The organism is Methylobacterium platani, assembly GCF_001653715.1.
GTDB lineage: Bacteria > Pseudomonadota > Alphaproteobacteria > Rhizobiales > Beijerinckiaceae > Methylobacterium > Methylobacterium platani.
Genome location: NZ_LWHQ01000037.1, coordinates 1 through 26,247 on the forward strand (window position 1 = coordinate 1; position 26,247 = coordinate 26,247).

The window sequence follows — 26,247 nt, forward strand, 5'->3', positions numbered from 1 at the left end:
CTGCTACCTGACCTCGTCACCGCTCGGCGCCGACCGCCTCGGGCCTGCCATCCGGCAGCACTGGGCGATCGAGAACGGCCTGCACTGGATCCTCGACGTCACCTTCCACGACGATCAATCCCGCATCCGCACCGCTCATGCTCCGGAGAACATGCTGACGGTCCGCCACATCGCGGTGAACGTGGCAGCTCGCAAAAAGGGCAAGGATTCCATGCGCCTTGCCCTCAAAACCGCAGGCTGGGACGACGACTACCTCGTCAGGCTCGTTGCCCCATGACACTTCACCCGATTGCCCTGGCGAGAAATCGTGTCGCCGGGCGGGCGTCAGGCGACGGAGCGGCTGCCCGCGAGGCTGATGCGGCGCTGGCCGGGCTGGCGGGTCTCGGGGGTGCGAGGAGCGGCGCGGGACTGGGCGAACAGGACCGCCCCGGCGGTCCCGGCCACCCGCACCAGATCGGTCTCGGTGCAGGCCGAGGCGACCCGCAGGCCCAGGGCGTGGAGGTGGCTCTTGCCATAGAGGTAGGCCGCCAGACGGGCGCGGGTCTTCGACGGGATGTCGGCGAGGACGGTCTCCACGAGCTCGGCATCGCCCCGATAGAGCGTGCCGAGCACGTCGAGGGAAACCGGGCAGTCGTCGGAGGAGGGCAGGCGGGCCTGCGGCGCGAGCATGGGAGCCTCGGGATGATCAGGGATTGCCCCGAGGGTCGCCCGGCGTGCTTAACAAGACGTTAAGTCCCGCAGGAAAACCCTGGGGATCAAAGTCGTGCCGAGACGTGATGCGTCGGGGCCACTGTCGTGCGGCGGCCGGATCCGGCCGCGCCGCGGCCGATCCGCCGCCGGTGCAATCAAGAGGACGCCCGGCCGGCGCGAAACCTGCGACATCCGCCCGCGGGAGACTGGCGGCTTCTCGAAACCGCCGCGATGGAACCCTGATTACTCTCCCGCGTTATCACGCCCCTCCGACGCAGCCGCGGTCACGGATGCGGGGTCATGGGCGCTTGTGGATCGGATCGATCCAGTAGACCGCCTCGGGCCGCTCGACCGGCTCGACATCGGTGATGTTGACCACCACCGCCTCGTTGTCGGAGCGCACCAGCACGCATTCCAGCACCTCGTCGGGCGAGGCGTTGATCTCCTGGTGCGGCACGTAGGGAGGCACGTAGATGAAGTCGCCGGGCCCCGCCTCGGCGACGAATTCGAGCCGCTCGCCCCAGCGCATCCGGGCGCGGCCGCGCACGACGTAGATCACGCTCTCGAGCGCCCCGTGATGATGGACGCCGGTCTTGGCGTCGGGCTCGATCGCCACGGTGCCGGCCCAGATCCGCTGCGCACCGACCCGGGCGTGGTTGATCGCCGCCTGCCGGAACATGCCCGGCGTCTGGGCGGTGTTGGGATCGAGCCGGTCGCCGGTGATCACCCGGACGCCGTCGTGCTTCCAGCGCGCCTCGTGGTCGTGGTGGGCGTGATCGTGGGGGGCGTGATCGTGCGGCTCGTCCGACATCGGCATTCTCCGAAAGGGGTCAGGCCGAGCATCCTGCGCCACGGCGCGACGGCGCGCCAGAGCGATCGCGCGCTCTTGTTTGTTTTAAAGAACGATGCGACGAGCGGCACCCGGTCGTGTGCGAGCCTCTGGTGCGGAGCCGAGCGGCCGCGCAGCGATTCTGCTCCGGTCGTGCTTGCCGCTGGAAGCTTGTTGTCTTTCAAACTGTTCCATAAAAAGAACATTCTCGTTGACAGCCGGACCCTGCCGAACGATGCTGTCCTGGCAGTCGAGGCCGGTCGCCGGCCCCGCCGCCGCGGTGATTTGAGGCTGATTGCGCCGCGAGACCAAACGCTAAAGCACCCCGGCGCCGGCACGGCGCCGACGGGCCAACCCGGAGACCAGACAGCGATGCTGCCCTGCCGCATGCCCTTCGCCGGCCGCCCCGTCCCGGGCCGCACGCCGTGTCGCCGCGGCGGCCGCCGCGCCTGAGACCGCGCGCCGTCCGCCCGGGCCGCGGACAAGACCGGCCCGACTCTTGCTAGCCCATTTCCGACGTGTTTTCGCGGCGCCCCCGAGCGGGCGGCCGCGACCGGAGACATTCGCCCATGCAGCCCGCCCGCATCGTCGAGGTCGGCGAGACCTCCGCCGGCATCGTCGTCCCCGAGACCGACGGCTTCCGCTTCTTCTCGGCCCATCCGGACTTCCACACCCTGGAGGGCCAAGTGTTCCGCAGCCCGCGCCACGCCACCCGGGCGGCGCAGGACCTGCACGCCCGACGCCGCCACCGCCGCCTCGCGGCCTGAGCGGACCGGGAGACGCACAGAGGCAGGGGCCGTCCCGAAGGGGCGGCCCCTGCCCGCATGCCGGGCGCCGGATCGGCGATCACCGATTCCTGGCGAGCAGCAGGATCCAGCCGATCCCGATCGTCAGCACCAGGATGCCGATGGTGGCGAAGGCCGGGGTGCCGTGCTCCATCAGCCGCGGCGCGAGCTGGGTCGCGAAGGCCGCGACCACGAGGCCGACCGCGACCCGGGCGGCGGCGCGCTCGATGCCGCGGGTCAGCTTGTCCATGCCCTTGAGCTCGATCTCCACCGTGACCCGGCCCTGCTTGAGCCGCACCAGCATCAGGTGGATCAGGGTCGGCAGCTCGGAGGCCGCACCGTAGAGACCGGTCGCCAGGCCCTGGAACCGGCCCTTGAGGTCCTTGACCGAGAATTGCTGCCGCATGTGGCGGCTGACCGTCGGGCCAGCCGCCGCGAACAGGTCGAAGGCGGGGTCGAGCTGGCGCATCACCCCGTCGGCCGTCACCAGCCCCTTGAACAGGATCGCGAGGTCGGTCGGCATCGCGAGGTCGTTCTCGCGCGCCATGGTCATGAAGTCGGTGAGCACGAGGCCGAGATTGAGCGTCGCGCCGTTGTGGCGGGTGACGAAGGATTGCGAGGCGGCCTCGAGCCGGGTCAGGTCCGGGTTGCTGGCCCCGGTCCAGTCGAGCAGCACCGCCATCAGGCCGTCGGCATCCTCCTGCAGCATCGCGCCGATCAGCATCAGGAGCTGCGAGCGCCGCCGCTGCGACAGCCGCCCGACGATGCCGAAATCGATGAAGGCGATGCGGTTGCCGGGCATCGCCAGGAGGTTGCCCGGATGGGGATCGGCGTGGAACAGGCCCTCGATCATCGCCATCTGCAGGAAGGCGTCGACGCCGCGCTGGGCCAGCACCTTGCGGTCGAGCCCGGCCTCCTCGAGGCGCTTGGTGTCCGTCGGCGGGATGCCGTGGATGAATTCCTGCACCAGCACCCGCTCGGAGGTGTATTCCCAGTAGACCTTCGGGAAGACGACGTCGTCGCGGTCCGGGAAGAGCGCCGCCAGCATCTCGCAGTTGCGGCCCTCGTTGGCGAGGTCGAGCTCCTCGCGCAGGCCGTTGGCGATGTGGCGCATCTGCTCGGTCGGCCGGTAGCGGGCCATCTCGGGCCACTCGGTCTCGACGATGCGCGAGGCGTGCGACAGGAGCCGCAGGTCCGCCTCGATGATCTTCTGCAGGCCCGGGCGCCGGACCTTGACGATCACCTCCTCGCCGGTCTCGAGACGGGCGCGGTAGACCTGGGCGATCGACGCCGAGGCGATCGGGTTGGTGTCGAACTCCGAGAAGATCTCGGCGGGCGGGGCGCCGAGATCGGCCTCGAGCTGCGGCCGGATCACCTCCCAGGGCAGGGGCGCGACCTTGTCGTGCAGCTTGCCGAGCTCCTCCGTCCATTGCGGCGCGAGGAGGTCGGCGCGGCTCGCCAGCACCTGGCCGAGCTTGATGAAGGTCGGGCCCAGCGCCTCGATCGCCCGGCGCAGGCGCTCGGGCTGCGACAGGCGCGCGAGGTCGACCGCCGGCGCGCTACGCCAGGCGAGCCGCGGGATCGCCCGCAGGCCGAGCCGGTCGACGACCTTGTTGACGCCGAAGCCGATCAGGATGCCGGCGATTTCCTGGAGGCGCTGACGGTCACGCGCCGCGACGATGGCGGTTTTCAGCATCTGCGCGTCGACTCTGCTCGGCTGGCATGGGTGAGGGCACCGGCCGGGGCGAACCGGACGGGCGGGGCGGGGCGGGCCGGGGTCTCGCCCGGGCCGGCGATCGGGATGGGCGCACGCATCGGCATCCTGGTCCTTCCGGGGCAAGGCCCGCGAGCCGCGGCGCGAATCCCCGCATCCGGGCCTCGCGCCGTCATGCGGCGTCAACCGGGCGGGAAAGGGGCGGCGGGCAACGGCTCACGGCGGTAGCGCATGACCCGGGCGAGCACAATCGCATCGGGGCGCGGGCGCTTCATTGCCGCAACCCCTGGCCGCAACCCCCGGCCGCAACCCCCGGCCACGGCACCCCTCCACGCGCGAGAAGGCCGGCCCCGGTGTACCCGGGGCCGGCCTCGTTCAGGGTCGAGCGTGACTGCGGTAGGCGGATTACATCCGGCCGCCGGCCCCGCCCTGGGCGCCGGGCTGCGAACCGCCCGGGGCCTTGGCACCGCCGGCCGCGCCGCCGCGCTGGGTGCTGCCGGTGGTCTCCGGGCCGGTGCCGCGGCCGCCCATCTGGCGGTCGCTGGCCTGGCGGTCGGTCGTGCCGCGCTCGCCGGCGTTGCGGCCGGGCTGGTTGCCCGCCGCCTGCTCGGGCTTCGCGGCGTTCTCGGACTTCGCGGCGTTCTCGGACTTCGCGGCGTTCTTGGCGCCCTGCCGCTCGTCCATCTGGCGCGCGCCCATCTCGCGCCGGTCCTTGCCGTCCTTCTTCATCTCGCCGCGCGACAGGTCGCGGTTGCGCTCGCGGTCCACGGCGCCGTCGCGGCGCGAGTCGGTCCGGCTCAGCCGGTCCTCGCGGCGCTCGCTGCTGCGCACGTCCTCGCGGCTGCGGACGCTGCCGGTGACGCTGCTGCGCTCGCTGACCGACAGGCGGCGATATTCCGGCGAGCCGACGAGCACGCGACGACCCGAGATCGTCACGTAGCGGTCGGACCCGGTGCGCTCGGACACGATCAGGCGACGGTATTCCGGCGAGCCGTAGATCACCCGCTGGCCGCGCACCACGACGTAGCGACGCGGGCCGCTGTGCTCGCGGATGACGAGGCGGCGGTACTCGGGCGAGCCGACCCGCACGCGGCGGCCGGAGATCGTGACGTACTCGACCCGGCCGGGACGCACGCGCTGCTCGCGCTGCTCGACCACGACGAGGCGGCGGTACTCGGGCGAGCCGTAGAGCACCCGGCGGCCCGAGATCGTCACGTAGCGGCGGCCGCCGACGGTGGTGAAGCGGTCCTCGCGCGCCTCGCTGCGGAAGCCGGCCCGGCCCTCGCGGTGCTCGAGGCGTTCGGCGCGGTCGCCACGCCGATCCATCCGGCGATCGCCGTCGCGGCGCTCGTCCATCGCCCGGCGGTTGTCGCGATCGCCCCCGCGCATGCCGTCCCGGTCGCCCTTGCGGTCGGCCAGATCCTTGCGGTCCATGTACTTGCGGTCCGCCTTGTCCTGGCGGCCCGCCATGTCGTTGCCCTTGCGGTCCATGCCGGCGCCCGGCCGTCCCTGCTCGGCGCGCATCCCGGCTTGGCCGTCGGCCTTGCCCATCTCACCCTTGCCCGTCTCGCCGCGGGCCTGCGCCCCGGCGGCCGGACCCGCCTTCGGGCCGGACTGGCTCGTCTCGCCGCCCCGGCCCGGGGCCCCGCCGGCGGCCGGGCTGCCGGCGGTCTGCGCGTAAGCCGAAGTGCTGAGCAGCAGCGCGGCCAGTCCAACTGTCAGTCTGTTCATGTTCGTCTGCCTCCCTGCGCGCCGGTATTGGGTGCTGCGGCGCTTCGAAGATGCTTCAAAACGCCGACTTCAGAATATCGTTCCAGACTATTCCAGCCCTACCGGTGACAGCCGGTGAGACAATGGCCAAGCTTTCACGCGAAGACTTGCGCCGCCGCCGGCAGATGTGGGGCGGACTGCGGTCGCGGGCGCGCCCCGACCCGCCGGAACTGTTTCCGTTGGGCCAACGTTCCTGCTGACCGTAGCCGTTTCGCGTCCCGCGCCGCCGTCGCGCCGGGGCGCCGGCGGCCTCGGACCCGATGCCGGAGATGATCGCGCAGGATGGTGGCGGAGCCGATGACGACGCAGACCGGGCGGGACTGGCTCGACCTCGCCAGCCCGCCCTCGCCGCCGCGGGATCTCGACGGGACGACGTCCCGGGAGACGGGACCGGGGGAGGCGCCCGCGCCGTCCCGCGGCCCCGCCGCGCGGCGCAGGCTCCGGACTGGGCTGTTTCCGGGCCGATCCCCGCGCGGCGGCTCCGCACAGGACACGATGCTGCACGGTCTGGCGCAGGTTCGCTCCGGCGCCGCCCGGGCCGGCAGCGTCGCCGCCGGGCACCTGCAGCCGGTCCTGTCGGCCGCGGCCGGCCCCCTCGGCCGAGTCGCCCCGGCCTGGCGGGACGCGACCGCACGCCTCGGCGCCCACCCCTTCGCGGCCCGCGCCGCCGATGCGGCGCGGCGGGCCGGGACGCTGCCCTGGGGGCGCTCCCTCCTGCTCGCGGCCCTGGCCGTCCTCGGCCTCGGCGCCGTCTTCCTCGCCTGGTGCGCGGCGACGCTGCCACCCCTGTCGGGACCGCGCATCCCGGATTCCACCGTCACCGTGCAGGCGGAGGACGGTACGCCGATCGCCCGCCGCGGCGTGGTCCGCGGGCGGGCGCTTCCCCTCGATGCGGTCGCGCCGGTGATGCGCGAGGCCTTCCTGGCCGCCCGGGATCCCTGGTTCGAGGACGGCTACAGGCTCGATGCCGCGGGCGTCGCCGCGGTGATCGGCCAGGCCTTTCGCGACACGATCAGCGACGGCCCGCGGGCCGGCAGCCCGCGCCTGACCCAGCGCCTCGTGCGCCGCGACCTGATCGGCGTCGCGCCCGGGGAACCGCGCAGCCTCGCCGACCGGGTGCGCGAGGCGATGCTGGTGCTGTGGCTCCAGGCCCGCGAGGATCGCCCGCGGATCCTCGCCCGCGCCCTCGACCTTGCCCGCTTCGGCCCCGGCCTCACCGGCATCGACGCGGCGGCGCGCACCCTGTTCGGCAAGGAGGCCGCATCCCTCGGACCCGCCGAGGCGGCCTATCTCGCCGGCCTGTCCCTCGCGCCCGACCTCCGGCCCGACCGGGACGTGACGGCCGTGCGGGCGCTCGGCCGCGACGTGCTCGACGGCATGGTGATGCGCGCCAGCCTGTCCGCCGCGCAGAGCGCCGAGGCCGGGCGAGCGCTCGGCGGCCTCAGCCCCGTCGGGGCGACGCCGGTGACCCGCAGCGGCATCCCGGACCTCGTCGTCGCCGAGGCGGCCGACCGCCTCGCGCCCGCGCCGCGCGAGGCGGTGGTGCGCACCACCCTCGACCGCGAGTTGCAGGCGATGGCCGAGAAGGCCGCCGCGCGCCGCCTCGACGCCGCCGGAAGCGGCGCCCGGGCCGGGCTCCTGATCCTCGGGCCGGATGGCGGGGTGCAGGCGGTGGTCGCCGGCGGCGCGCCGCTCGCCGACACGCCGGAGGCCCGCCGCGCGGCGTCGGCCAGCCTGCGCCATCTCGGGCGCGACGGCCGCCCGGTCTACGACCGGCTCGTCGCCGGTCCGATGCCGGCGGCCGAGCGCCGCCGGGCCCTGCTGACGCTGCTCGCCGGCCTCGCCCGGCCGCCGGAGGGTCCGGACGACCCGGCGAGCCGGGACGGGCTGTTCGTCGGCCCGGCCGGCGACCTCTTGGTCGGCACCTATTTGTCCGGCACGGCGGCGGAGAACGGCGCCGGCGACGGGCCGGAGGCTCTGTTCCAGGACGTCGCGGCACAGGTCGCGAAGGCCCGCCCGGCACCGCAGGCGGCGGAGGCGCGCGAGCCTGCGCGCGAGACCGGCAGCACGCCCCGCGGCAGCGCCCGTCCGGCCTGGCAGAATCCGGGCGAGCGGAATGCGGCGGCGGCCCTGCACGGCGTGCCGCGGGTGATCGATACCGGCCGCCTGCGCCTCGACGGGCAGGCGATCCGCCTCGTCGGAATCGAGGGGCAGGGCGGTTCCTACGCGCGGGAGTTCCGCCAGTACCTGCGCCGGCGCGAGGTGACGTGCCAGCCGGCCGGCGGAGCGGATCTCTACCGCTGCCGCGCCGGCGACCAGGACCTGTCCGAGGTGGTGCTGTTCAACGGCGCCGGCCGCGCCGCGCCGGGGGCTCCGCCGGAGTTGCAGGCGGCGGAGGCGAATGCCAGGGGGCGCAAGGCGGGGGTGTGGCAGTAGGGGCGGGAGCCTCCTACCTTCGCGCCTTGGCATCGACACATCGATGCCAAGGCGTCCGGCGCATCGGCGCCGGCGCCCGTTCGGGCTTGCCCCGCCCCTTCGAACGAGTCGGTCCGAAGGGGCTCGGGTATCACACCCCCAGATACGCCGCCGTCACCTCCGGGTTGCGGGCGATCTCCGCCGCCCGTCCCTGGAGCCGGATGCGGCCGGTCTCGAGCACGTAGGCGTAGTCGGCGATGGCGAGCGCCGCGCTGGCATTCTGCTCGACGAGCAGGATGGTCCGGCCCTCCTGCCGCAAGCTGGCGATGATGGAGAAAATCTCGTCGACGATGAGCGGCGCGAGGCCCATCGAGGGCTCGTCGAGGAGGAGCAGGACCGGCTCGGCCATCAGGGCGCGTCCCATCGCCAGCATCTGCTGCTCGCCGCCCGAGAGGTAGCCCGCCTGCTGGCGCAACCGCTCGGCGAGCCGGGGAAAGCGCGCCTCGACCGCCGCCTGCCGCCGCGCGGCCTCAGGTCCCGGGACATGGTAGGCGCCGAGCCGCAGGTTCTCGGCCACCGTCATGTTGGCGAAGACCTGGCGGCCCTCGGGCACCTGCACGATGCCGCGGCGCGCGATGCGGTGGGCCGCCTCGCCGGCGATGTCGACCGGGGCCGCATCGCCGTACATCACCCGGCCGCCCCGGGGCTTCATCAGGCCCGACAGGCTGCGCAGGATCGTCGTCTTGCCGGCGCCGTTCGAGCCNNATAGGCCTCGATCACCGCCGGATGGGCGCGCACCTCGGCCGGCGTGCCGTCGGCGATCCGGCGGCCGAAATTCAGGACCGTCAGCCGGTCGCACAGGCTCATCACCAGGGGCATGTCGTGCTCGACGAGCAGCAGGGTCAGGCCGCGCTCGTCGCGGAGCCGCCGCAGGAGGCCGAGCAGGGCATGGGTCTCGGCCGGGTTCATGCCGGCGGCGGGCTCGTCGAGGAGGACGAGGCGCGGCTCGCAGGCGAGCGCCCGGGCGATCTCGAGCCGGCGCTGGTCGCCGTAGGGCAGGTCGCCGGCGCGGGTGTCGGCGGCCTCCGACAGGCCCACGAAGGCGAGGAGGTCGCGGGCCTTGGCCTTGGCCCCGCGCTCCTCGGCCCGGAAGCCGGGGCCGCGCAAGAGGATGCCCCAGGTGGAGGAGAGCCGGGTGTGCAGGCCGGTCATCACGTTCTCCAGCACCGTCATCTCGGAGAAGATGCGGATGTTCTGGAACGTGCGGGCGAGCCCGAGCGCCGTGCGCCGGTAGGGCGCGAGCCCGTCGAGCGCCTGGTCGCCGAGGCGCACGCTGCCGGCGCTGGGGGCGAGCACGCCCGAGACGAGGTTGAACAGGGTGGTCTTGCCGGCGCCGTTCGGGCCGATCAGGCCGTGGACGGTGCCGGGCGCGACCGTGAAGTCGACGGAATCGACGGCGACGAGGCCCTGGAAGCGGCGGGTGAGACCCTGGACGGCGAGGAGCGCCGGATTCTGCTGAGTCATGATGGTCAGCCGGTCCGGGCGATGCGCCAGGGCAGGATGCCCCGCGGCATGAAGAGGACGGCGAGCACGATGATCAGGCCGTTCACCATCAGGCGGAAATCGGCGAGCGGGCGCAGCACCTCGGGCAGCAGGGTGAGGATGGTCGAGCCCAGCACCGGCGCCAGCGGCGAGCCGATGCCGCCGAGCAGCGCGTAGCTCAGGATCGTCACCGCGGCCTCGAAGCCGTACTCGTTCGGGCCGATGAACGAGGAGACGTGGGCCGAGAGGCAGCCCGCCACCCCGGCCATCCCCGAGGAGACGACGAGCGCCACGAGGCGGTAGCGCGGCAGGTTCACGCCCATCACGCCGGCCGCCGCCTCGTCCTCGCGCATCGCCTCCATGGCGCGGCCGACGCGGGAGCGCGCCACCAGGGTCAGGCCGACGAGCAGCACCGCGAGGGTGCCGTAGATCGCCGCGACCCCGCCGCGCTCCGGGATGCCCGAGAGGCCGAGCGCCCCGCCGGCATAGTCCCAGTTGAGGAAGACGATGCGGGTGATCTCGCCGAGCCCGATCGTCGCGATGGCGAGGTAGACGCCGGTGAGCCGCAGGGTCGGCCCGCCGACGACCAGCGCCAGCAGCGCCGGCACCAGGGCGGAGGCCAGCATCGCCACGCCGAACGGCACGCCGAACTTCACCGAGAGCAGGGCGCCGGTATAGGCGCCGACGCCCATGAAGGCGGCCTGGCCGAGCGAGAGCTGGCCCACCGCCAGCACCACGTAGACCGACAGGGCCAGGATGCCGTTCACGCCGATCGCGTGGATCAGGCTCTGGTAGGTCCAGTAGAAGTCGTCGAGAGCGTCCCACATGGCGATCAGGCCCGCTTGGCGGCGGCGCGGCCGAACAGGCCGAGCGGACGGAACCACAGGGTGGCGACGAGGAGCGCGAAGGCGATCATGTCCTTGAGGGTCGACGAGAGGTAGGCGGCGGTGAGCACCTCGGCGAGGCCGAGGATGAGGCCGGCGAGCAGCGCGCCGCGCAGGTCGCCGAGCCCGCCGACGATGATGACCGCGAAGCCGCGCAGCATCATGTGCTCGCCCATGAAGGGCTGGATGGCGTTGAAGTTGAGCCCGACGAGCACGCCCGCCGCGCCCCCGATGGCGCCCGACAGGAACGACACCACCCGCAGCATCAGGGCGCCGTTGATGCCCATCAGCGAGGCGGCGTCCGGGTTCTCGGCCACCGCCCGGATGGCGAGGCCGACCCGCGAGCCGCGCACCAGCGCGAGCAGCGCCAGCATCAGCACGATCGCCGCGCCGAGGATCAGCAGCTGGGTCGTACCGACCCGCACGTCGCCGAGGCTGTAGGCGCCGCCGGAGAACACCGCCGCGGGAAAGCGCCGGATCTCGGTGCCGAGCGCCGCCGCCATGCCGGCGTAGAGGAACAGCGTGGCGCCGAGCGTCACCATCAGCGAGGCGAGTTCCGGCGCCTTCGCCTTGCGCAGGCGGGTGAGGAGCAGCGTGTCGAGGACGACCGCGGCGAGCCCCGCGATCAGCGCGCCGGCCGGCAGCGCCGCCCAGATCGGCAGCCCGAGCGCCTGCGTCGACCACAGCGCCGCGAAGGCCCCGAGGGCGAAGTAGACCCCGTAGGTGAGGTTGATGACGCCCATCACCCCGAACATCAGCGTGAAGCCGATGGCGAAGAGGGCGTAGGTCGCGCCGAGCACGACGCCGTTGACGAGCTGCTGCTCAAGCATGGTGGGGGCTTGGAATCAGAGGCGCGCCCGGCGCCCGCGGCTTTCGGCCGGCGGGCCGAACAGGATGACAGGGCTGCGACGTGGCCGATATTACGCGGCGGGTCAATCGGCGGGGGGAGGGCGGCTCGCGAGGTGCAGGCGCCATCGCGTGAAAACAGGGCGCGGGTCCCCCTCTCCCGAGTGGGAGAGGGGACAGGGGTGAGGGCGGCTTGGCTTTCGCAATCACCCTGAAGCGTCGAGCTGCGCAGCTCGACCTTCGGTGTCGAATTTTGAACCCGAGCCACCCTCACGCGATCTTCGATCGCCCCTACCCCTCTCCCACTCGCGAGAGGGGATCCCGCGATTTATCCTTGGAAAGTTCTAGAACGGCGCCCGCTTACTGCAGCAGCTGGAACTTGCCGTCCTTCATCACCAGCACCACCACGCCCGAGGTATCGGCCGGGTCGCGGGTCTCGGAGAAGGAGAACGGGCCCATCACGCCGGTGTACTTCACCTTGATGAGCGCGTCCTTGATCTTCTCGGAATCGGGCGCGCCGGCCGCGTCGATCGCCTTGGCGACGATGAACAGGGTGTCGTAGGCCTGGGCCGCGAACTGGTCGGGCAGGTCGCCGCCGTACTTGGCCTTGAAGGCGTTGACGAAGGCCTGGTTGGCCGCGTCGGGCTTGCCGACGAACCACGGGCTGCCGACGAGCGTGCCGTCGGCGGCCTTGCCGGCGATGTCGCCGAGCTTGGGCGAGTTCAGGCCGTTGCCGCCGATGAAGAACACCTTCTCGGGGATGCCGAGCTGGCGGGCCTGGAGCTCGATGCCCGACGCCGCCTCGACCAGCGCCGACAGCACGATCGCGTCGGGGTTCAGCGCCTTGATCTTGGTGAGCTGGGCGGAAAAGTCCGAATCCTTCGCGCCGAAAGTCTCGGTGGTCAGGGTCTCGATGCCGAGCTTCTCGAGCGAGGCCTTCATCACGTCGTAGGCCGACTTGGTGAAGGCGTCGTCGTTGCCGTACATCACGGCGACGCGCTTGATGCCGAACTTCGCCTGCGCGGTCTTGAGCGTGACCGGGATGACGTCGGATTCCGGCAGCGAGGTGCGGAAGACGTAGGGGCCGATCGCCGTGATGCCGTTGGCGGTCGTCGAGGTGCCGACGATCGGAACCTTGCGCTCGTTGGCGACGGGGCCGGCGGCGAACATCTCGTTCGACAGGGTGGGGCCGAGGATCAGCGGGACCTTGTCGCGGCCGATCAGCTTGCGGGCGGCGTTGAGCGCCTGCTCCTTGGCGCCGGCCGAATCCTCGTAGACGAGGGCGAGGGGCCGGCCGCCGAGCACGCCGCCGGCCTTGTTGATGTCGGCGAGCGCGAGGTCGAAGCCGCGCTGGATGGCGATCCCGTAGCGGCTGTTCGGGCCGGTCAGGATCTCGATCGCGCCGAGCTTCACCGGCGACTTGTCCTGCGCCTGCGCGCCGGACCCGATGCCCCCCAGCACGCTGCCTCCCAGCAACGCCGCCGCGAGCAGAACTCTCCTCGACATCGACCGCATCCCGGTTCCTCCTCGCATCCGTTGTTCTGGTTGGCCCGCGCCGACGCCGCACCGCACGTCAAAGGCCGACGCTGGATCGAAGAGCGCCTTAAAGCACTGGGAGGCGGCGGTAAATCGATTCCGGCGGCCGCGCACAAGCGCGGACGGCCCCGCCGAGGGGCGGGGCCGTCCGGACATGCTGCGAAAGGATGATTCAGAGCGCGCGGTCGAAGCGCAGCTCGCCGGCCTGGCTCTTGATCACCAGCTGCGAGCCGACGATGTCCCACTGGCCGGAGGTGCGCAGGGCGGTGAGGAACTGCATCTCCGAGGCGCCGACCGTCTTGTCGCAGCTGCGCTTGGTCAGTGCCAGCGGACCGACCGCCAGGTGCTGCTCCTTGAGCGGGAAGGCGGTCGCCGCGAAGGTGTTGCAGCCGCCGAAGCCGCGGGCGCGGTACTGCTTGTCGATGATGAAGCTCGGCCGTTCGGCGCCGGCGAAGGGCTTGCCGTTGAGGCTCACCGCGGTCCAGGTCGAATCGAGCGGGAAGACCTTCTCCTGGGCCTTCAGCGGCGGGATGTATTGCGGCTGGGCCGCCTTGTCCCGGTTCTTCTGGCCGTAGCCCATCATGTTCTGCGCCGAAGCCTGCGTGGCCGACGCCAACAGCGCGACGGCACCGGCGGCCAGCGCAACCTGCATCGCCTTCATCGCAATCCCCATCTGCATTGTCATATTGGTCGCGGACCCTAGAGAGGCGCTCCCCGGCCCGCAACCCTGGCCGCGGGCGGCGGCCCCTCGCGCCGGCATCTTGCCGACGACTGTTGCAAATATGCGGCGAGCTTGGCCGTAATGTGGCACGACTCGCGAAAGCTTGCCGGTGTGGCAACGAAAGCGGAGCCTCGCCGTTAGCCAAGGCGCCGCGCGGCGCAGAAATGGCCGAGGCGCCGGGCGGCGCGAGGCCATCCACGGGCGAGCGGGGGACAGGGTACAGTGAACGGCGGAGACGACATCACGGCGGCGCAGCTGCGCCGGGCGCGGGAGCTTCTGGGGTGGTCGGAGGACGACCTGGCCCTGCGCGCCAACGTCGACGCGCAGGGCATCCGCGCGTTCGAGGCGGGCCGCTACCCGCCCGCGCCCGAGCAGCGCGCCGCGATCCGCGGCGCCGTCGTGGCGGCCGGCATCGAGCTGACGGACGGCGCCTATCCGGACGCCCGGCTGCGCCCGGACGGCGCGCCGGACAGGGGCATCCACCCGAGCGAGCTCACCACCGAGAACGACCGCTGACCGATCGGGGCGCGCCCTCGACGGCGGCCACGATCGCCGCGACCGTGCCGGGGGCGAGGGGCAGGGCCGGATCCCGGTAGGCGGCGACGTTCGCCGCCCGGTCGTCCGAGGCGACCGCCTTGAACACGTGGTTGGCCTCGGGAAGCAGGACGAGGCGGGCGGCGGGGTTGGCCCGGTGCAGCGCCTCCGCGTCGGCCCGGCCGACCTGGATGTCGCGCCCGCCCTGGAGGATGAGCACCGGCACCCGCAGCCTCGCGATCAGCGAGACGGGATCGACCCGCAGCATGCTGGCGAGGAAGCCCTGGACCTCGGGCCGGAACAGCGGCCGCAGCACCGGGCTCACCGCCTCGACCCGCTCGCCGCGCTCGAGATGCGCCAGCGTGGCGAGAGCCTCCTCCATGATGCCGACATTGGCCGGATTGGCGGCGAGCTGCTCGCGCAGCACCTCGCCGAGCGGGCGCCCGGGCACCGCCGCCAGGATGAGGCCGGCGAGGTCCGGCGGAGCGCCCGCCGCCGCCGCAAGGGCCACCAGCCCGCCCTCGCTGTGGCCGAGGAGCCAGATCGGCGCCGCCGCGTCGCGTCGGCGGATCTCCGCGATCCAGGCCCCGACATCGTCGACGTAGTCGCCGAGGGTGACGGCGTTGGGGTCGGAAGCCGCGAGACGGCTGCCGAAGAGCCCGCGCTTGTCGACGCGGACCGAGGCGATGCCGTGCGCCGCCAAGCCCTCGGCGAGGAGTTGGTAGGTGCCGGCTGCGACCCCGCCCGGGTTGTTGCCGTCACGGTCGGTTGGGCCGGAGCCCGGGACGATCAGGACGACCGGGGCGCCGGGCGCCGCCGGCTGCCAGGTTCCTTCGAGAAGCCCGCCCGGTCCGCGGGCGTGGAGTCCGACGGCCGTCGCGGCTGACATCGCGGTGCACCTCCGGGCAGAGATGACGCTGCGTAATCGAACCGTCAGCCGAGCGCCAGGGCCTTGAGGTCGAAGTTCGAATCCGCTGCCTGGTCGGGCGTCGGGCCACGGCCGGCCTGGAGCAGGCGGCGGGCGATCATGTGGTCGGCCGGGCGGTTGAGCGATTCGACGCCGGCGAGGCGCCCGTCGCGGTAGCAGAACATGGAGACGCCCCCTGCCTCCGGGTCGCCCCGGCGCACGGCGCGGTCGTGCGGCTGGCACAGGCCGGCGATCTGGAGCTTGAGCGGGCCCTGGTCGCTCCAGAACCACGGCACCGCCGCGAAGGCGGCGGGCCGCCCGGCGAGGCGGGCGGCGACGCAGCGGGCGCCGTCGACGGCGTTCTGCACCGATTCGATCCGCACCCGCGCGCCCGCCGCATGGGGAGAGGGGAAGCTGGCGCCGTCCCCGATCGCCGAGATCGCCGGATCCTCGGTCGCCAGCATCGCGTCGACCGCGATCCCGTTCTCGACCCGCAACCCCGCCGAGGCCGCGAGGTCGGTGTCGGGCAGGACGCCGATGCCGACGAGGACGAGGTCGGCCGCGACCTCGCGCCCGTCCGCGAGGGCGACCGCCCGGGCCCGGTCGGGCCCGAGGATGCCGGCGACCGCGGTGCCGAACAGGAAGCGCGTGCCGGCCGCGACGTGCGAGGCCTCGATCAGGGCCGCCATCTCGGCGGAGACCGAGCGGGCGAGCGGGCGGTCGAGCCCCTCGATCACCGTGACGGGGACGCCCGTCCGGGCGCAGACCGCGGCGAATTCGAGCCCGATGAAGCCGGCCCCGACCACGGCGACCGCCTTGGCGTCGGCGAGCGCCGCCTTCAGGGACTCGGCCTCGGGCAGGGTGCGCAGCTGGTGCACGCCGGGGAGGTCGGCGCCGGGCACCGGCAGCGGGCGGTTGCGCGCGCCGGTCGCCAGGACGAGGTGGTCGTAAGGGAGCCCCGCCCCGGAGGCGAGGCGGAGCACGCGGCCGGCGCGATCGATCGCGACCGCCCGCTCCCCGGCCCGCACCGTCAGGCGGTGCTCGGCGAAGAACGCCTCCGGCCGCAGGGCGAGGCCCGCCGCGTCGGTCTTGCCCAGCATGTAGGCCTTGGACAAGGGCGGCCGGCCGTAGGGCAGGCCCGCCTCGTCGCCGACCAGGGTCACCGGCCCGGCATAGCCGTTCTCCCGCAAGGAGGCCCCGAGCTGAAAGCCGGCCTGGCCGGTGCCGACCACCACGATCCCGTTCATCGGCACGACATACTCCGGAAGCCGCGACGCCGTCGAGCGTGGGCGCCGAGGGACGGGGGGCGAGATCGGCAGGGCAAGGTCCGCGCCGCTACCAGGCGACGCAGAGCTTGCCGAAATGGCTCCCGCTCTCCTGATGGCGGAAGGCCTCGGGCAGCTCGGCGAAGCCGTAGGTGCGGTCGATCACCGGGCGGATCCCGGTCCGGTCGAGGGCCGCGACGTAATCCTGCTGCTGGCGCCGGCTGCCGACGATCAGGCCCTGGAGCCGGGCCTGCCTGGCCATCAGCGCCGAGGTCGGCACCTCGCCGGCCCGCCCGGTGAGCACGCCGATCAGCGCGATGTGGCCGCCGACGCGGACCGCCTCGATCGACTGCGCCAGGGTGCCGGGCCCGCCGACCTCGACGACGTGGTCGACGCCGCCCCCGCCGGTCCAGTCGCGCACCTGCCGGCCCCACTCGGGATGGGTGCGGTAGTTGAGGGTGTGGTCGGCGCCGAGGGCCCGCGCCCGCTCGAGCTTGGCATCGGAGGAGGAGGTGACGATCACCGCGGCGCCCATCGCCTTGGCGATCTGCAGGGCCGCGACCGAGACGCCGCCGGTGCCGAGCGCCAGCACGGTGTCGCCGGCCTTCAAGGCCCCGTCGCCGACGAGCGCCCGCCACGCCGTGAGGCCCGCAGTGGTGATGGTGGCGGATTCCGGGTGGCTCCAGCCGTGCGGCGCGCGGGTGAAGGCGCCGGCCGGCCGGACCGCGTGGGCGAGGGCGAAACCGTCGACCCCGTCGCCGGGGACCTGCGCGAAATTGCCCACGGGACCTCGAGGCAGCCCGTCCGCCCAGTGCGGGAAGAAGCAGGAGACGACCGCGTCGCCGGGGGCGAAGTCGGTCACGCCCTCGCCGACCGCCTCGACGGTCCCGGCCCCGTCCGACATCAGGATCCGGCCGTCGGCCGCCGGCGAGCGGCCGCTCGCCACCAGCAGGTCGTGGAAGTTGAGCGAGGTCGCGTGGACCGCGACCCGGATCTCGCCGGGGCCGGGCTGCCCGGGATCGGGCCGCTCGGCGATCTCCAGGCGGTCGAGCCCGCCGGGCTGCCGGACGACGAAGGCCTTCATTCCTGTCCTCCCGATGCACGTCCGCCGGTCGCCGCCGGAGCGGCCGGCCGGAATGCCGGTGAGGGGACGGAGGTAGAACGGGACGCGGAGGATTCGAGGCGGGGCGAGGGGATTTCCGGCCGGGACGAGAACTCTTGGCGCTGTTCTCGTGAGGCCCTGCACCCGAAACGCCCCGGGCGCGTTGTCGGGGCTGACGTAAGTGTCATCGGGAGACAATCGCATGAGCGGACATACGCGCCCCACCGTCGTGGTGACCGGCGGCAGCGCCGGGGTCGGGCGCGCCGTCGCGGTGGCCTTCGGGCGCCGGGGCTGGAACGTCGGCATCGTGGCCCGGGGCCGGGCCGGCCTCGCCGCGGCGGTCGAGGAGGTGCAATCGGTCGGCGGACGGGCGCTCGGCTACCGGGCCGACGTCGCCGACGCGAAGGCGGTCGAGCGGGCGGCGGACGCCTTCGCGGAGAAGTTCGGCGGCATCGACGTCTGGGTCAACAACGCGATGGTCACGGTCTATGCCGAGGTCGAGCAGATGTCGGCGGAGGAGTTCCAGCGCGTCACCGACGTCACCTATCTCGGCCAGGTCCACGGCACCCTCGCGGCCCTGCGCCACATGAAGGCGTCGGACCGCGGCACCATCGTGCATGTCGGCTCGGCGCTCGCCTACCGGTCGATCCCGCTGCAATCGGCCTACTGCGCCGCCAAGGCGGCGGTGCGCGGCTTCGTCGACAGCCTGCGCACCGAGCTGCTGCATCATCGCAGCGGCATCCGCCTCACCATGGTGCAGCTGCCGGCGGTGAACACGCCGCAATTCGACTGGGCCCGCTCGCGCCTGCCGCGCAAGCTCGAGCCGGTGCCGCCGATCTTCCAGCCCGAGGCGATCGCCGAGGAGATCGTCCGCGCCGCCCACGACGCGCCGCGGGAGCTCTGGATCGGCACCCCGTCCTGGCTGGCGATCTTCGGGGCGCAGGCCGCGCCCGCCTTCAGCGACCACTACCTCGCCCGCCACGGCTACCGGGGCGAGATGACGTCGCAGGCGGCGCAGAAGGGCCGGCCCGACAACCTGTTCGAGCCGGTCGACGCCAGGCGCGACCACGGCGCCCACGGCCGCTTCGACGCCCGGGCCAAGTCCAGCGTCGTCGCCGCCGACCCGATGTGGCTGCATATCGGGATGATCGCGGCGGCGGGCCTCGTCGGCGGCGCGGCGCTCGCGGCGGCGCGGCGCAGCGGGCGGCGGTAGGAGCCGGCGGGGTCCTCCCGGTCGCGGGAGGGCCCCTCCGCGGGGGCTCAGCGCCGGGAGGTCGGGCGCTCGCCGAGGCTGTCGAGGGCGTCGGCGTTGGCGCGGCCCCAGGCGTAGAGCAGCTCCACCGGCTCGACGAAGCGGCGGCCGAGGGTCGTCAGGCGGTACTCGACCGCCGGCGGCACCGTGCCGGCGACGTGCCGGGTGAGGAGGCCGCTGCCCTCCATCTCGCGGAGCGTCTGGGTCAGCATCTTCTTCGAGATGCCGGGCAGGCTGCGGTGCAGCACGCCGGTGCGCGCGCAGCCCTCGTGGCGGGCGTGGAGCGTGTGCAGGATCATGCTCGTCCACTTGGTGGCGAACAGTTCCAGCACGCGCCGGGGGGCGCAATCCTCGCGCCACGAATCCTCGGGAGCGCCCGGCCTCATCGTGGTTACCTCCTGGTGCCTATGTCCCCGACGGGTGCCGTCTAGCGGCAGGGCCGGGCCCTGACTAGCTCAAGCCCTGACCAGATCCTGCGCACGAATTCGGAGACCATCATGAGCGGAACGGCACTGATCGCCGGCGTCAGCGGCATCGTCGGCAGCAACCTCGCCCACCACCTCCTTGCCACCGGGTGGTCGGTGCAGGGCCTCGCCCGGCGCCCGCCGACGGACCTGCCCGGCCTCGAGCCGGTCGCGGCCGACCTGCTCGATCCGGCCGCCCTGGAAAAGGCCCTCGCGGGACGGCGCCCGAGCCACGTCTTCATCACGACCTGGCTGCGCCAGGACACCGAGGCCGAGAACATCCGGGTCAACGCCGCGATGGTCCGCAACCTGCTCGACGCGGTGCGGCCGGCCGGCAGCGTGCGCCACGTCGCCCTGGTGACCGGCCTGAAGCACTATCTCGGCCCGTTCGAGGCCTACGGGAAGGGCAGCCTGCCGGCGACGCCGTTCCGCGAGGACCAGGGCCGGCTCGACGTCGAGAACTTCTACTACGCCCAGGAGGACGAGGTCTTCGCCGCCGCCGGGCGCGACGGGTTCGGGTGGAGCGTGCACCGGCCCCACACCATCATCGGCTACGCCCTCGGCAACGCCATGAACATGGGCGTGACGCTCGCGACCTACGCCACCCTGTGCCGGGAGACCGGCCGGCCGTTCCGCTTCCCGGGCTCGGCGGCGCAGTGGAACGGGCTGACCGACATGACCGACGCGCGGCTGCTCGCCCGGCACCTCGCCTGGGCGGCGACGTCCCCGGCCGCCCGCGACGAGGCCTTCAACGTCGTCAACGGCGACGTCTTCCGCTGGAGCTGGATGTGGGGGCGCCTGGCTCAGTGGTTCGGTCTCGAGCCCGCGCCCTTCGACGGCACGGTCCGGCCGCTGCAGGAGCAGATGGCCGGCGACGCCCCGGTCTGGGCCCGGATCGCGGCTCAGGCCGGGCTGGTCGAGCCCGACCTGAACCGACTCGCCTCGGCCTGGCACACCGATGCCGATCTCGGCCGGCCGTTCGAGGTCGTCACCGACATGAGCAAGAGCCGCCGGCTCGGCTTCCTCGACTACCAGGCCACCGACGAGTCCTTCCTCGACCTGTTCGCGCGCCTGCGGACGGCGCGCGTCATTCCCTGACCGGCCTGAGGGCGGGGGACCGGCCCGCCCGCGACGGCGGGCCGGCCATCGGGCGGCCTGTCCGACGGGTGCTGGTGGTCGAGGACCTCGAGGTCGGGCGCTTCGCCACCCGGATCCTGGCGGATCTCGGCTACGCCACCACCTGGACGGTCATTGCCGAGGATGCTCGCGACGAGCGCGCGCTTGCGGCCGAGGACACCCGCGACGAGCGCGGGCTTGCGGCCGAGGACACCCGCGACAAGCGCGGGCTTGCGGCCGAGGACACCCGCGACAAGCGCGGGCTTGCGGCCGAGGACGCCCGCGACGAGCGCGGTCCCGACGGCGCCGGCTTCGACGCGCTGTTCTCCGACGTGGTCATGCCGGGCATGGGCGGGATCGCGCTCGCCTGGGTCCTGGCGCAGGAGAACGCCGACGGGCTCGAACTCCCGCGCAAGCCCTGCTCGGCCGAGCGGGTCTCGCGCGTGCTGCGCGAGGTCATGCGCCGCGCCCCGCGCCATCGGCCGGCCGGCCGGCCGGCCGGAGAGTGATCGCGGCAGCGTGCCGGCAGGGTCCATGTAAAGAATTTTCCTCTCGCGGCCGGCATCGCCGCAGACCCTCCATGCTCGCCACCCGTCGATGAAGCAAAACGTCTCCCTCTTCTTGCGGAGAGGAGAGAAATACGTTTTCCCGCCCGTTCTTACCGATCGGAAGCCGGGCTTGACCGTCGGTCTCGCGCAAAGGAAACCGGCGGTCGATGGCGGCCGCCGCGCCGGGCGGATCGCGGGCCCGGTCCCGATCGCACCGGCCCGCGGCGTCCGGCCCGGGAGTTGCTTGGGGTCGGGCGGCAGGCGCTCGCGTCGCAGGGCTCGCACGAGGACCGCGCATGATCACCAGGAAGACCTTGCTGTCCGCTCTCGCCGCCGCGGCGCTCGTGCCTTTGGCGGGGCTCGCCCCGGCGCGGGCGGCGGGCAAGAGCGTCACGATCGCCTACCAGGACATGACGACGCCGATCCGCGTGATGATGGAGAGCGGCGAGCTGGAGAAGCGGACCGGCACCGCGGTGAAGTGGGTGAAGTTCGCCACCGGCGCCGACGTCGTGCGCGCCATGGCGTCGGGCAGCGTCGATATCGGCGAGTCGGGGTCGGCGGCGATCGCGGCGGCCGCCTCGCAGGGCCTGCCGATCAAGCTGTTCTGGATCCTCGACGACATCGGCGACGCCGAGCAGCTCGTCGCCCGCAAGGGCACCGGGATCGCCTCGATCAAGGACCTCAAGGGCAAGACGGTCGCCGTGCCCTTCGTCTCCACCGCCCATTACCAGCTGATGTTCGCGCTGCAGGAGGCGGGCCTGGGCCCGAAGGACGTCCGGATCCTCAACATGCGCCCGCCGGAGATCGCCGCCGCCTGGGAGCGCGGCGACATCGACGCCACCTTCGTCTGGGCACCGGTTCTGACGACCGTGAAGAAGACCGGCACGGTCCTGGCCTCGGCCGGCGACTTCGCCGCCAAGGGCAAGGCGACCTTCGACGGCATCGTGGCGACCGATGCCGCGCTGTCCGCCCACCGCGACTTCCTGGTCACCTTCGCGCGGCTGCTCGCCGCCGCCGATGCCGACTACGCCAAGTCGGGCCGCACCTGGAACGCGGCCTCGCCGCAGGTGGCGGCGATCGCCAAGTGGACCGGCGCCGCGCCGGCCGAGGTGCCGGATTCGCTCGCCGCCTACCGCTTCCCGACGCTGGCCGAGCAGGCCTCGCCCCGCTGGCTCGGCGGCGGCGCGGCGGACGCGCTCAGGTCGACGGCGGAGTTCCTGAAGGCGCAAGGCCGCGTGCCCGACCTCGCGCCGGATTACGGCGCCTTCGTCACCGCCGGCGTGGCCGAGGCCGCCCTCAAGCCCTGACCGGCACGCGACAGGAGGGATCCGCCGATGCTGGAGATCCGCAAGCTCAGCGTCCGCTACGGCGAGGGCGAGGCCGCGACGCTCGCCCTGTCCCGGATCGACCTCACGATCGAGCCGGGGGAGTTCGTCGTCGCGCTCGGCGCCTCGGGCTGCGGGAAGACCACCCTGCTCAACGCCATCGCGGGCTTCCTGCCGGCGAGCGAGGGGCGGATCCTCCTCGACGGGCGGCCGGTCACCGGGCCGGGGGCCGATCGCGGCGTGGTGTTCCAGCGCCACGCGCTGATGCCCTGGCTCGACGTGCTCGACAACGTCGCCTTCGGCCTGAGGATGCAGGGCGTCCCGAGGCCGGACCGCGAGGCGCGGGCCCGCGCGATGCTCGACCTCGTCGGGCTCGCGGACGTCGCGGGCCGGCGGATCTACGAGTTGTCCGGCGGCATGCAGCAGCGCGTCGGCATCGCCCGGGCGCTCACCGCCGATCCGCGCATGCTGCTGATGGACGAGCCGCTCGGCGCGCTCGACGCCTTCACCCGCGAGCAGGTGCAGGAGCTGATCCTGACGCTGTGGGCGCGGACGCGGAAGATGGCGTTCTTCATCACCCACGAGGTCGAGGAGGCGATCTTCCTGGCGACCAAGCTCGTCGTGATGACGCCTCGGCCGGGCCGCATTGCCGAGATCGTCCCCCTCGATTTCTGCCGGCGCTTCCTCGCCGGCGAGCCGACGCGGTCGGTGAAGTCGAGCCCCGACTTCATCGCCATGCGCGAGCGGGTGCTGCGCTTCGTCCACGACCATGGCGGGGCGGCGACCGGCCCCGGACAGGGAGAAGCCGCATGAGTCACCCCGTCCCGACCCCCGCCTGCCCGGGCGAGGCCGTCCTCGCCGAGCCGGCGGCGCGGCCCCCGTCCTCCGCGCCCCGCCCGGCACGGCGGGCCGTGCCGCCGGCCTGGCTCGTCAGCCTGGCGACGGTCGGGCTCGCCGGCGCCGCCTGGTTCGCGGCGACGCAAGCCGGCCTCGTCAAGCCGCTGTTCCTGCCCCGGCCGGCCAGCGTGGTCGCGGCCTTCGCGGACGCGCTCGACGGGCGGATCGACGGCGCGCCGCTCCTCGAGCACGTCGCCACCAGCCTGATGCGGGTCGTCGGCGCCTTCGCGCTCGCGGCGCTGATCGGGATCCCGGTCGGCCTCGCCACCGGGCTGAACCGGACCCTGCGGGCCGTGCTCGACCCGTTCATCGAGTTCTACCGCCCGCTGCCGCCGCTCGCCTACCTGCCGCTCGTCGTCATCTGGTTCGGGATCGGCGAGACCTCGAAGATCCTGCTGATCTTCCTCGCCTGCTTCGCGCCCGTCGCCCTCGCCGCCCGCGCCGGCGTCTCGGCGGCGAGCCTCGACCAGGTCAACGCCGCCCGCGCGCTTGGCGCCAGCCGGGCCCAGGTGGTGCGCCACGTGGTGCTGCCGGCGGCCCTGCCCGACATCCTGGTCGGCCTGCGCATCGGCATGGGCGTCGGCTGGACCACCCTGGTGGCGGCCGAGATGGTGGCGGCCTCGACCGGCATCGGCCAGATGGTGCTCAACGCCTCGAACTTCCTGCGCACCGACATCGTGGTGATGGGAATCCTGGTGATCGGCGCCCTGGCGGCGGGGTTCGAGCTCGGCATGCGCCGGCTGGAACGGCGCCTCACCCCGTGGAAGGGTCGGGCCTGACGGTCACGGCCGATTCGGACGACGCCGCGAGACAAACGCCGATGAACGACATGCACCGCACCAACGACCTGCGCCACGTCATCGAGGCCGACCGGGCCCATGTCTGGCACCACCTGTCGCAGCACAAGCCCTACGAGACCGTCGACCCGCGGGTGATGGTCGAGGGCAAGGGGATGCGGGTCTGGGATGCGACGGGCCGCGAATACCTCGACGCGGTGTCCGGCGGCGTCTGGACCGTTAATGTCGGCTACGGCCGCACCAGCATCGCCGACGCGGTGCGCGACCAGCTGGTCAAGCTCAACTACTTCGCCGGCTCGGCCGGCTCGGTCCCGGCCGCCCTGTTCTCCGAGCGGCTGATCAGAAAGATGCCCGGCATGGCGCGGGTCTACTATTCCAACTCGGGCTCGGAGGCGAACGAGAAGGTGTTCAAGATGGTGCGCCAGATCGCGCACCGGCACCACGGCGGCCGCAAGGCGAAGATCCTCTACCGCGAGCGCGACTATCACGGCACCACGATCGGCGCGCTGGCGGCGGCCGGCCAGGACCAGCGCCGCGACCAGTACGGCCCGTTCCCCGACGGCTTCGTGGCGGTGCCGCACTGCCTCGAATACCGCAGCCAGTGGGGCGCGGTGGAGAATTACGGCGAACGGGCCGCCGACGCGATCGAGGCGGTGATCCTGCGCGAGGGTCCCGACAGCATCGGGGCGATCTGCCTCGAGCCCGTCACCGCCGGCGGCGGCGTGATCCCGCCACCCAGGGGCTACTGGGAGAAGGTGCAGGACATCTGCCGCCGGCACGACATCCTGATCCACATCGACGAGGTGGTCTGCGGCATGGGCCGCACCGGCGCGTGGTTCGGCTACCAGAATTACGGCGTGCAGCCGGACTTCGTCACCATGGCGAAGGGCGTGGCCTCGGGCTACGCGGCGATCGCCTGCACGACGACGACCGAGGCGGTGTTCGCGCTGTTCAAGGACGACGCCGCGGACCCGATGTCGTACTTCCGCGACATCTCGACCTTCGGCGGATGCACCGCCGGCCCGGCGGCGGCGCTCGAGACCATGCGCATCACCGAGGAGGAGGGCCTCCTCGCCAACACGATCGCGATGGGCGAGCGGCTGATGGCGGGCCTCCACGCCCTCGCCGAGCGCCACCCGGTCGTCGGCGACGTGCGCGGCAAGGGCCTCTTTTGCGGCGCCGAGCTCGTCGCCGACCGCGCCACGAAGGAGCCGGCCGAGGAGACGCGCGTCCAGGCCGTCGTCGCCGACTGCATGGCCCACGGCGTCATCATCGGCGCCACCAACCGCTCGCTGCCCGGGCTCAACAATACGCTCTGTCTCAGCCCGGCCCTGATCGCGACCCCGGACGACATCGACCGGATCGTCGAGGCGATCGACGGGGCGCTGGGCCGGGTGTTCGGCTGAGCGGAGCGGAGCGACGGCGGGGCGCGCCCTGCTCGTCGCGCCGGTCCGCGTCGAGCGGCAGCGCGCGGCCCGGGCCGGAATGCGGGGCCGATGCCCCGCCGCATCGGGCGTGACCGGGACGCGGACGCACTACCGCGTCGCGAAGCCGGTATCGGCCGCCACCGCCTGCAGCCGCTCGGGGTCGCGCTCCTTCCGCTCGCTGTAGCGGTCGACCAGGTACCCGGACTGCCCGCGGGTCAGCAGCGTGAACTTCACCAGCTCCTCGCACACGTCCACCACGCGGTCGTAGAGCGGTCCCGGCCGCATCCGGCCGTCGTCGTCGAATTCCCGGTAGGCCGTCGGCACGCTGGACTGGTTCGGGATGGTGATCATCCGCATCCAGCGGCCGAGGATGCGCAGAGCGTTCACGGCGTTGAAGCTCTGCGAGCCGCCGGAGACCTGCATGACGGCGAGGGTCCGACCCTGGGTCGGCCTCACGCCGCCCTCGCTCAAGGGCAGCCAGTCGATCTGGCTCTTCATCACGCCGGTCAGGGTGCCGTGCCGCTCGGGCGACACCCACACGTGCCCCTCGGACCAGAGCGAGAGCTGCCGCAGTTCCCGCACCTTCGGGTGGTCGGCGGCGGCATCGTCGGGCAGCGGCAGCCCATCCGCATGGAAGACGCGCACCTCGCCGCCCATCGCGTCCAGCAGGCGGGCCGCCTCGCAGGCCAGGAAGCGGCTGAACGAGCGCTCCCGGAGCGAGCCGTAGAGGATCAGGAAGCGCGGCGCGTGGGTGAGCGGCCGCGCCACCTGCAGGTGCGCCGCGGTCGGAGCCGCGAAATGCGCCTCGCTCAGGTTCGGGAAGCCGTCGCGAGCGGAGGGGAGAGGCGGCTGAGGCTTGTCCAAGGCGGCACTTTCATCTA

General features: G+C 73.0%; 25 protein-coding genes and 1 pseudogene. 11 read left to right on the plus strand and 15 right to left on the minus strand.

Translation table 11 applies throughout. The features are described from left to right. A partial coding sequence (locus A5481_RS17955) for an ISAs1 family transposase (RefSeq protein WP_156655634.1) occupies positions 1–277 on the plus strand: 277 nt, incomplete at its 5' end. Between the two features lie 47 nt (positions 278–324). Here the strand turns inward: A5481_RS17955 and A5481_RS17960 are convergent. Together A5481_RS17960 and A5481_RS17965 are read right to left on the minus strand one after the other, a co-directional pair. Beyond that, positions 325–669: a hypothetical protein gene (locus A5481_RS17960; protein ID WP_048437465.1), complete on the minus strand. Its 345-nt coding sequence runs from the start codon at positions 667–669 to the stop codon at positions 325–327. Positions 670–988: 319 nt separating this feature from the next. Beyond that, positions 989–1,501, minus strand: coding sequence for a cupin domain-containing protein (locus tag A5481_RS17965; RefSeq protein WP_048437464.1), 513 nt, complete (start codon positions 1,499–1,501; stop codon positions 989–991). Between the two features lie 587 nt (positions 1,502–2,088). On the opposite strand from A5481_RS17965, the gene A5481_RS17970 reads away from it, so the two are divergent. After that, entirely contained in the window at positions 2,089–2,286 is a 198-nt protein-coding gene (locus tag A5481_RS17970) for a hypothetical protein (RefSeq protein ID WP_048437463.1), read from the plus strand. A gap of 79 nt (positions 2,287–2,365) precedes the next feature. On the opposite strand, the gene A5481_RS17975 is transcribed toward A5481_RS17970, so the two are convergent. Together A5481_RS17975 and A5481_RS17980 are read right to left on the minus strand one after the other, a co-directional pair. Continuing rightward, a complete protein-coding gene (locus tag A5481_RS17975; protein ID WP_064504118.1) occupies positions 2,366–4,000 on the minus strand; it encodes an ABC1 kinase family protein in 1,635 nt (544 codons plus the stop codon). A 423-nt stretch (positions 4,001–4,423) separates the two neighbouring features. Beyond that, on the minus strand, positions 4,424–5,749 hold the full coding sequence (locus A5481_RS17980; protein ID WP_064504120.1) for a hypothetical protein: 1,326 nt from the start codon (positions 5,747–5,749) through the stop codon (positions 4,424–4,426). 336 nt (positions 5,750–6,085) lie between these two features. Here A5481_RS17980 and A5481_RS17985 point away from each other — a divergent pair, with 336 nt between their 5' ends. Next, positions 6,086–8,224, plus strand: a complete 2,139-nt coding sequence (locus A5481_RS17985; protein ID WP_245298645.1) for a transglycosylase domain-containing protein — start codon at positions 6,086–6,088, stop codon at positions 8,222–8,224. A 130-nt stretch (positions 8,225–8,354) separates the two neighbouring features. Here the strand turns inward: A5481_RS17985 and A5481_RS17990 are convergent, their stop codons facing one another. The 6 genes from A5481_RS17990 to A5481_RS18015 all read right to left on the minus strand — a co-directional run bounded on the left by A5481_RS17990 (position 8,355) and on the right by A5481_RS18015 (position 13,684). Beyond that, the gene (locus A5481_RS17990; protein ID WP_245298647.1) at positions 8,355–8,939 is read right to left on the minus strand and encodes an ABC transporter ATP-binding protein; all 585 of its coding nucleotides are present in this window, start codon (positions 8,937–8,939) and stop codon (positions 8,355–8,357) included. Next, positions 8,915–9,727, minus strand: a complete 813-nt coding sequence (locus A5481_RS17995) for an ABC transporter ATP-binding protein (protein ID WP_064504123.1) — start codon at positions 9,725–9,727, stop codon at positions 8,915–8,917. The genes A5481_RS17990 and A5481_RS17995 overlap by 25 nt, the downstream gene beginning before the upstream one ends. Positions 9,728–9,732: 5 nt before the next feature. Continuing rightward, positions 9,733–10,572, minus strand: coding sequence for a branched-chain amino acid ABC transporter permease (locus A5481_RS18000; protein ID WP_048432876.1), 840 nt, complete (start codon positions 10,570–10,572; stop codon positions 9,733–9,735). A 5-nt stretch (positions 10,573–10,577) separates the two neighbouring features. After that, on the minus strand, positions 10,578–11,459 hold the full coding sequence (locus A5481_RS18005) for a branched-chain amino acid ABC transporter permease (protein ID WP_048432877.1): 882 nt from the start codon (positions 11,457–11,459) through the stop codon (positions 10,578–10,580). A gap of 376 nt (positions 11,460–11,835) precedes the next feature. Continuing rightward, entirely contained in the window at positions 11,836–12,981 is a 1,146-nt protein-coding gene (locus tag A5481_RS18010) for an ABC transporter substrate-binding protein (RefSeq protein ID WP_048432926.1), read from the minus strand. A gap of 202 nt (positions 12,982–13,183) precedes the next feature. Next, positions 13,184–13,684, minus strand: a complete 501-nt coding sequence (locus tag A5481_RS18015; protein WP_425339725.1) for an META domain-containing protein — start codon at positions 13,682–13,684, stop codon at positions 13,184–13,186. 270 nt (positions 13,685–13,954) lie between these two features. On the opposite strand from A5481_RS18015, the gene A5481_RS18020 reads away from it, so the two are divergent. Then, positions 13,955–14,248, plus strand: a complete 294-nt coding sequence (locus A5481_RS18020) for a helix-turn-helix domain-containing protein (protein ID WP_053082294.1) — start codon at positions 13,955–13,957, stop codon at positions 14,246–14,248. Here the strand turns inward: A5481_RS18020 and A5481_RS18025 are convergent. The 3 genes from A5481_RS18025 to A5481_RS18035 form a co-directional block, all read right to left on the minus strand. Beyond that, positions 14,226–15,155 (minus strand): alpha/beta hydrolase, encoded by a 930-nt coding sequence (locus tag A5481_RS18025; RefSeq protein ID WP_048432878.1) that lies wholly within the window; start codon positions 15,153–15,155, stop codon positions 14,226–14,228. The two genes, A5481_RS18020 and A5481_RS18025, sit on opposite strands and share 23 nt — an antisense overlap. 44 nt (positions 15,156–15,199) lie before the next feature. After that, positions 15,200–16,420, minus strand: coding sequence for an NAD(P)/FAD-dependent oxidoreductase (locus A5481_RS18030; RefSeq protein ID WP_048432879.1), 1,221 nt, complete (start codon positions 16,418–16,420; stop codon positions 15,200–15,202). Positions 16,421–16,508: 88 nt separating this feature from the next. Continuing rightward, positions 16,509–17,522, minus strand: a complete 1,014-nt coding sequence (locus tag A5481_RS18035; protein WP_048432880.1) for a zinc-dependent alcohol dehydrogenase family protein — start codon at positions 17,520–17,522, stop codon at positions 16,509–16,511. 220 nt (positions 17,523–17,742) lie between these two features. Between A5481_RS18035 and A5481_RS18040 the strand changes: the two genes are divergently transcribed. Continuing rightward, on the plus strand, positions 17,743–18,753 hold the full coding sequence (locus A5481_RS18040; RefSeq protein WP_048432881.1) for an SDR family oxidoreductase: 1,011 nt from the start codon (positions 17,743–17,745) through the stop codon (positions 18,751–18,753). Between the two features lie 47 nt (positions 18,754–18,800). On the opposite strand, the gene A5481_RS18045 is transcribed toward A5481_RS18040, so the two are convergent. Further along, on the minus strand, positions 18,801–19,178 hold the full coding sequence (locus A5481_RS18045) for a winged helix-turn-helix transcriptional regulator (protein WP_048432882.1): 378 nt from the start codon (positions 19,176–19,178) through the stop codon (positions 18,801–18,803). Between the two features lie 111 nt (positions 19,179–19,289). Between A5481_RS18045 and A5481_RS18050 the strand changes: the two genes are divergently transcribed. From A5481_RS18050 to A5481_RS18075, 6 genes and pseudogenes are all read left to right on the plus strand, one after another. After that, complete coding sequence (locus A5481_RS18050; protein WP_048432883.1) at positions 19,290–20,354, plus strand: SDR family oxidoreductase; 1,065 nt, start codon at positions 19,290–19,292, stop codon at positions 20,352–20,354. A gap of 26 nt (positions 20,355–20,380) precedes the next feature. Next, a pseudogene (locus tag A5481_RS34680) lies at positions 20,381–20,881 on the plus strand (hypothetical protein); the annotation flags it as partial. 335 nt (positions 20,882–21,216) lie between these two features. Next, entirely contained in the window at positions 21,217–22,227 is a 1,011-nt protein-coding gene (gene tauA, locus A5481_RS18060) for a taurine ABC transporter substrate-binding protein (RefSeq protein ID WP_048432885.1), read from the plus strand. 27 nt (positions 22,228–22,254) lie between these two features. Beyond that, positions 22,255–23,058, plus strand: coding sequence for a taurine ABC transporter ATP-binding subunit (gene tauB, locus A5481_RS18065; protein ID WP_048432886.1), 804 nt, complete (start codon positions 22,255–22,257; stop codon positions 23,056–23,058). Continuing rightward, complete coding sequence (locus A5481_RS18070) at positions 23,055–23,921, plus strand: ABC transporter permease subunit (RefSeq protein ID WP_048432887.1); 867 nt, start codon at positions 23,055–23,057, stop codon at positions 23,919–23,921. Before tauB ends, A5481_RS18070 begins: the two co-directional genes overlap by 4 nt. 41 nt (positions 23,922–23,962) lie before the next feature. Beyond that, entirely contained in the window at positions 23,963–25,345 is a 1,383-nt protein-coding gene (locus tag A5481_RS18075) for an aminotransferase family protein (RefSeq protein WP_048432888.1), read from the plus strand. A gap of 129 nt (positions 25,346–25,474) precedes the next feature. On the opposite strand, the gene arsH is transcribed toward A5481_RS18075, so the two are convergent. After that, a complete protein-coding gene (gene arsH, locus A5481_RS18080; protein WP_048432889.1) occupies positions 25,475–26,230 on the minus strand; it encodes an arsenical resistance protein ArsH in 756 nt (251 codons plus the stop codon). Positions 26,231–26,247 lie beyond the last annotated feature (17 nt).